Consider the following 6,239-nt stretch of genomic DNA (forward strand, 5'->3'; position numbering starts at 1 on the left):
CGAGCCAGCAGCTTGCGCCGCTGCCGCCGGCCATCGACGTCAAGCCTGCCCCGGGCCCTGCGCCCGCAAAGCCCAAGCCGAAGCCGCCGCTGGTGCTGACGCCGCAGAATCCGTGAGGCTGGGTTTGCGCGGATTGGGCCGCGTGCGGGCTCACCTCTCCCGCTTGCGGGAGAGGTCGCGCCCAAGGCGCGGGTGAGGGCTCTCTCCATTTAGGGATTCCCTCTATTGAGATAGCCCTCTCCCCAGCCCTCTCCCGCAAGCGGGAGAGGGAGCGCACCTCCTGCGCAGCGCCTTTCGCGCCCCTTAACGCATTCCCTCGCATTTGAATGAATTTTGCCCGGCAAAACTGATTTGCAGATTTTACCGAATTCTCGCGTTTGATCTCTAGCGTCGTTTCCAGAGGAATTCGGCGTCGCGTCAACCAAGGCGCAACGGTTCGCAAAAGAACGGCCAAGAACTGGGGTAATCGAGATGAACGGGGCGAAATCGCTTCTGCAGGATCTGGACGACGCGATCGCGCGCGGCACCGACGAAAGCCGGGCGAAGGCGTTGTGGCATGCGACTGACATTCTGATTACCGGCCGCTACAGCGACGACGAGATCAGCATGTTCGGCGAGGTCATCGGCCGGCTCGCCGAAGAGATCGAGGTCGCCGCGCGGGCCCAGCTCTCGGAGCTGATGTCGGCGTGCGATCACGCTCCCCTGAACGTCATCGAAAAGCTCGCCCTCGACGACGAGATCGAGGTCGCCGGTCCCGTGCTGCGCGACTCCAATCGTCTCGACGAGAAGATGCTGCTCGAGAGCGCCATGACCAAGGGACAGTCGCATCTGCTCGCGATCGCCCAGCGCAAGTCGATCGGCGAGGCCGTGACCGACGTGCTGGTCAAGCGCGGCGACCAGGAGGTCGTGACGTCGGTGGCGAGGAACGAGGGCGCGCGCTTCTCGGGCTCCGGCCTGTTGCACATGGTCCGCCGTGCCGAGGGCGATTCGATCCTCGCGGAGCAGCTTGGCCTGCGCAAGGACGTGCCGCGCCACATCTTCCAGCAGCTGATCTCGAAGGCGTCGGAAGACGTCCGCCGCCGCCTCGAGACCGAGCGGCCCGAAATGATGGCGCAGATCCAGAGCTCGGTGACCGAGGTCACCGGCGATCTCCAGTCCAAGTTCGGCCCGTCCTCGCGCAGCTATTTCGTCGCCAAGCGCGTGGTGACGACCCAGTATCGCCAGGGCAACCTCAATCAGGATTCGATCTCGAACTATGCGCGCCAGCATCGCTTCGACGAGGTGCAGATCGGCCTGTCGCTGCTGTCGTCGCTGCCGGTCGACGTGATCGAGCGCGCGATGATGGACCGTAACCGCGAGATGATTCTGGTGCTGTGCAAGGCGCTCGACTTCTCCTGGGACACGACCATGTCGCTCCTGTTCCTCGGCGCCAAGGATCATCTGATCACGGCGCGTGAGCTCCACGACAACGAGCGGGATTTCGGCCGGCTCAAGATCGAGACCTCGCGCAGCGTTCTGAAATTCTACCAGTCGCGCAAGAACAGCGCGGGTGCCGATTCCGCTACGGGCCGACAGCCCGAGCTTCAGGTCCACTGAGCGGGAATTCGACAGGGGAGTATTTGCAATGTTGCCTCAATTCGGCACCGCCGTTCGCAAGAAGAACCTCAACAGTGCCGTTACCGCCGATATTGGCGGCGGAGCGCCGGACAAGGCGTCGGTGGACGCGGCCTGGCTCGTGCTGGAAGCCGCAAATGATCTCGGCGACCACGCCGCGATCGAAGCCTGCCGCCGCGTCATCGACGCCGAGCTGAACGGTACGGTTGCCGGCGGCTCGGACATCGATCTCGTGCTGGGATATTTCCGGTAAGACTTCGGACCTGGATGGTGCAGCGAATCCTGGACCGCTCTCAGCAGGAATTGGAGCGCTTGGATCCTGCATCGGGCTGTAGACTTGATCTTGCCCCGCTCAGCGCTGCCGCCAGCTCGTCGATGTGGTAGGGCTTCGCGAGGATCTGGATGCCCGCTGCGTGGGCGTCGTGGGCTGAGGCTTCGGCATATCCGCTGGTCAATAATACCGGGATGTCGCTTCGCCGGTTTCTGATCTCGCGTGCGAGCTCGACGCCGTTCATGCCGCCCGGCATCATGATGTCCGAAAAAACAACGTCGACCGAGCGGCCATCGGCCAAAGCGCCGAGCGCCCCGGCAGCGCTGGCGGCGCGCGTGACGTCGTAACCGAGCTGGCCCAGCATCTCGCTGACCAGCGCGGCAACTTCGTCGTCGTCTTCCACCAGCAGGACCTGGCCCTGGTTGGTTCTTTTCGGCCGCACCCGGGTGAGGTCGATCAGATGTCGCTCGCTGGAAGGAAGATCGTACGATCGCGGCAAGTACAGCTCGATGCTGGTGCCTCGGCCGACCTCCGATCGAATTCGTACGGTGCCCCGGGACTGGGTCGCAAATCCGTGGACCTGCGCGAGCCCGAGCCCCGACCCCTTTCCCACGTCCTTGGTCGTGAAGAACGGCTCGAACACGCGCGCCAGAATCTCCGGAGACATGCCAACACCGGTGTCGATGACGGACAGCCGGACGTAGTCGCCCGCGATCTGCTCGTCGTTGAAACCAGGCAGGTTTTCCCCGCGCACGACGATCGTGCCGCCATTGGGCATGGCGTCGCGGGCATTGACGGCCAGATTGAGCATGACGAGCTCGAGCTCTCCGGGGTCGACTTCCACCGGCCACAGCGAGTCTGGAAAGTCGAACTCGACGTGAACGTCTCCCCGCAAGCTACGATCGAGCAGTTCACGCATTCCGCCGATCTGCGCGGCGACGTCGACGGGCTGCGGCCGAAGCTTCTGCCGGCGGGAAAACGCCAGAAGCTGCCTGGTCAGGCTGGCACCGCGCTGCGCCGCCTGGACCATCCCCTCCATCAAACGGCGGCGGCGGTTCGGATCCGTCTGGCGGTCGAGCATGTCGAGGCCGCCGGAAATCACCATCAGCAGATTGTTGAAGTCGTGAGCGACACCGCCGGTGAGCTGGCCGATGGCCTCGATTTTCTGGGCCTGGCGAAGCGTCTCCTCGACGCGCGCACGCTCCTCCATCTCGAGGCGAAGCTGCGTGTTGGCTTCTTCCAGCTCTCGCGTCCGCTCGACCACCAGCTGTTCGAGCTCCTGCGCGGTCTGCTCGCGTGCGGCGAGCAGCGCCCGGATCTCGTATTGACGCCGGCGTGCCCGCATCGCGGATTGGATGGCGCTGGTCAGCGTCATCGGCTGAACCGGCCGTTCGAGCAGCGAAACGTTACGGAGAAGCTCGACGATACTGCGTCGCCACGCCACGACGGCCGGCTGCTCTCGATGGCTGGTGAGAACGACGAAGGGGAGGTCGGACCACGGCGGCTGGCGCTCGATCCATTGTGCCAGCGGCGCTGTGTCTCTCCCGAACAGGCCTTCCTCGGCCAGGAAAACGGTACCCACGCCGGATGTCATCTCGCTGACGAGTTCGGGCAGGCTTCGGCAGCTGATCGCGTCGAGGTTCGAGTTGCGGAAAAGCTCGGCCGATGCCGCTCCGTCGCGCCCGATCGGAGCAAAGATGAGGACACGATGGTCCCGGTCGGCCCTCATTCGGTAAATCCTTCGGGGATTTCCGTTCCGGTATAATGCGGATTGCCGGAAAAGATGCCGCTGAACTGCCTGAGCGGGGGGCCGAGCTTGATGCCCGCGCTGCTGAGGCGAAACTCACGGATGCTATGCTCGTGCTGGCCGCTGCGCTTCTTGACGACCGACAGGGCGCGCCGAACGGTGCCGCCCATCTCGAAATAGCGCAACATGAGCACCGCATCGCTCAGATAGCTGATGTCCAGAGGCGTGTCCATCGGTCCGACCAGGCCATGTTGAGCGAGGACCAGGATCGTAAGCGCCCCTTGCTGTCCCAGATAAGTCAACAGCTCGTGCATTTGCAGGATGAGAAACCGCTCGTCCGGCATCGCACTCAGATAGCCGTTGAGGCTGTCGATGATGACGACGCGGGCGTTGTCGATCTCCACGCTCCGGCGCACGTTCGCCGCGAACTCGCCCGGTGCAAGTTCGGCCGGATCGATCTGTTGAAACCGGAGATTACCGGAGTCGAGGTGCCTTTGCAGGGGCAGGCCAAGTGTTTGCGCGCGTGCCTCTACTGTACCGCGGCCCTCGTCGAATGCGAAGAACACGGCGTGCTCGCCGCGCTCTGCCGCCGCTATTGCGTAGGTCAGCGCAAGCGACGATTTGCCCACGCCGGCCGAACCGATGAAAAGCGCATTGGTGCCGCGCTCCAGGCCTCCTCCGAGGAGCTGGTCGAGTTCGGCGTTGCCGCTCGGCGTGTACTCGCCGACAAAGGACCTGTGATGTTCGGCCGCCACGAGGCGAGGGAATATCCGCAGGCCGCCCTGCTCGATCGTGAAGTCGTGGTAGCCGCCGCGAAAGCGGATGCCCCGCATCTTGATGACGCGAAGCCGCCGCCGCTCCGCGCCGTAGTCGATGGCGAGCTGCTCGAGCATGACCACGCCGTGCGCGATCGAATGCAGCTGCAGATCGTCCTGAGACGATGAAAGGTCGTCGAGCAGGACAACCGTACAGTTGCGGTTGGTGAAGAAATGCTTCAGGGCCAGCACCTGGCGCCTGTAGCGCAGCGGGTTCTGGGCAAGCAGGCGCAATTCTGAGAGGCTGTCCAGCACGATGCGCGCGGGATTGATCCGCTCGACCTCCCTGAAGATCAGATTGGTGGTTTCGCTCAGCTCCATCTCGGCGGGATGGAAGACCGTCAGCTCCCGGTCGGGATCGAGCGTCGTCTCCGGCGGGACCAGCTCGAAGATGTCGACGCCGTCGAGCGACCAGCCATGCCGATGCGCGACCAGGTTCAGCTCACGCCTGGTCTCGGAGAGGGAGATATAGAGCACGCGTTCGCCGTCACGCACGCCCCGGAGCAGAAATTGAAGCGATATCGTGGTCTTGCCGGTGCCCGGCCGCCCCTCATAGAGATACATCCGGTTGGCGTCCAAACCGCCGCCCAGAATGTCATCCAAACCGTCGCTGCCGGTGGAAACTCTTGGCAAATCTTTGGGGCTGCTATCGGAAGCACCCGTGGACGTACCGGTCATTGCACCCCCTTAACGCATTCCCAAAATGAAGGCCCGTCTTGGGCTGAGCAGCCTCGTGGACCGGACAAAGTCCCATCTATGGAACTCACACACTCGGATTGAGTTCCGTCAGCGCGGCCGGCCGGGCGGGTTAAACGAAGGAGACTTTCGGAGCCGTGGCAACGGCTTACCGCACTGGTTCCCGTGGATTGCCCGGCTCGGGGCCAATGTTTGAGGATGCGACGTCAGTCGAGCCGTGTCGGTGCAAAATTGGACGAAGCATGCGGATCGTTGACCCGCCAATCCGGCGTGTTTCGCGGCGACCTACGGGCAGACCATCACGGCGCCGACCCAGTGCCGGCTGACTGGATTTACATTCGAACTGTCGAATCAATCCGCGGGCGCGCAGTCGCAATTCACCGCGTCCGTCTACCGGTGGGATCCGGTCAACAACCAAATCACCGGGAGCTCCCTGTTTACGTCAGCGGTGATGATCTCGCCGGCCAGCGCGACATTAAAGCCGGTTACGGTCAATACCGGCGGCGTGGTGCTCACGCCGGGTCAGCAATATGTATTGTTCCTGACCACGATCAACGTGACGCAGTCGAATCCGTCGTCCAAGAACAGTTTCGGCTCAGTGTTCAGCTCTCCCTACGCCGGCGGCACGCTTGTGTACCAGAACAGCACGAGCGCCGCTGATCTGAGCGGCCAGTCTTGGGACGTCGTGATGAGTGGCGACCTCGCATTCGTCGCGATGTTCGGTCCCGGGTCGCTGTCGTCGCAGCTGCCCAACGGCACGCCCCGAAATTCGGTCAATGTCGCCGGCGGTATCGACAAGGTCTTCGACGCCGGTGGCAGCCTGCCGGGCGGATTCCAGATCCTGACAGGTCTTGCTCCGGCGCAATTGCCCGGCGCGTTGACGCAGCTCTCCGGCGAGAGCGGCACCGCGACCCAGCAGGGCGGCGTGCAGTTGACGAACCTGTATCTGTCGCTGTTGACCGATCCGTCCGCGGCCGATCGCAATAGCGGCGGTGGCGCGATGGGATTTACCGCAGAGCGACCGGCTGGGGATCTGCCGCCCGCGATCGCCTCGGCCTATGCCGCGGTCGGCAAGGCGCCGCCGCTGCAGCAGGCC

General features: G+C 63.8%; 4 protein-coding genes and 1 pseudogene. 3 read left to right on the forward strand and 2 right to left on the reverse strand.

Annotation, left to right across the window (positions count from 1 at the left end; genetic code table 11):
- Positions 1-471: 471 nt before the first annotated feature.
- Both MOV74_RS28660 and MOV74_RS28665 read left to right on the forward strand, forming a co-directional pair.
- Positions 472-1,596: a DUF2336 domain-containing protein gene (locus MOV74_RS28660; protein ID WP_246929990.1), complete on the forward strand. Its 1,125-nt coding sequence runs from the start codon at positions 472-474 to the stop codon at positions 1,594-1,596.
- Positions 1,597-1,624: 28 nt separating this feature from the next.
- The gene (locus tag MOV74_RS28665; RefSeq protein ID WP_246929991.1) at positions 1,625-1,867 is read left to right on the forward strand and encodes a hypothetical protein; all 243 of its coding nucleotides are present in this window, start codon (positions 1,625-1,627) and stop codon (positions 1,865-1,867) included.
- A 40-nt stretch (positions 1,868-1,907) separates the two neighbouring features.
- On the opposite strand, the gene MOV74_RS28670 is transcribed toward MOV74_RS28665, so the two are convergent.
- Both MOV74_RS28670 and MOV74_RS28675 read right to left on the reverse strand, forming a co-directional pair.
- Positions 1,908-3,614: an ATP-binding protein gene (locus MOV74_RS28670; RefSeq protein ID WP_246929992.1), complete on the reverse strand. Its 1,707-nt coding sequence runs from the start codon at positions 3,612-3,614 to the stop codon at positions 1,908-1,910.
- Positions 3,611-5,125, reverse strand: a complete 1,515-nt coding sequence (locus MOV74_RS28675) for an ATPase domain-containing protein (RefSeq protein ID WP_246929993.1) — start codon at positions 5,123-5,125, stop codon at positions 3,611-3,613. The genes MOV74_RS28670 and MOV74_RS28675 overlap by 4 nt, the downstream gene beginning before the upstream one ends.
- 469 nt (positions 5,126-5,594) lie before the next feature.
- On the opposite strand from MOV74_RS28675, the pseudogene MOV74_RS28680 reads away from it, so the two are divergent.
- A pseudogene (locus tag MOV74_RS28680) lies at positions 5,595-6,239 on the forward strand (hypothetical protein); the annotation flags it as partial.

It is taken from the genome of Bradyrhizobium sp. SHOUNA76 (assembly GCF_023006445.1).
In the GTDB taxonomy this organism is placed as follows: Bacteria; Pseudomonadota; Alphaproteobacteria; order Rhizobiales; family Xanthobacteraceae; genus Bradyrhizobium.

Excerpts from the sequence above, each read along its gene's own strand:
- MOV74_RS28660 (WP_246929990.1), top strand. The coding sequence starts at position 472 with ATGAACGGGGCGAAATCGCTTCTGCAGGATCTGGACGACGCGATCGCG.
- MOV74_RS28665 (WP_246929991.1), top strand. The coding sequence starts at position 1,625 with ATGTTGCCTCAATTCGGCACCGCCGTTCGCAAGAAGAACCTCAACAGT.
- MOV74_RS28670 (WP_246929992.1), bottom strand. The coding sequence starts at position 3,614 with ATGAGGGCCGACCGGGACCATCGTGTCCTCATCTTTGCTCCGATCGGG.
- MOV74_RS28675 (WP_246929993.1), bottom strand. The coding sequence starts at position 5,125 with ATGACCGGTACGTCCACGGGTGCTTCCGATAGCAGCCCCAAAGATTTG.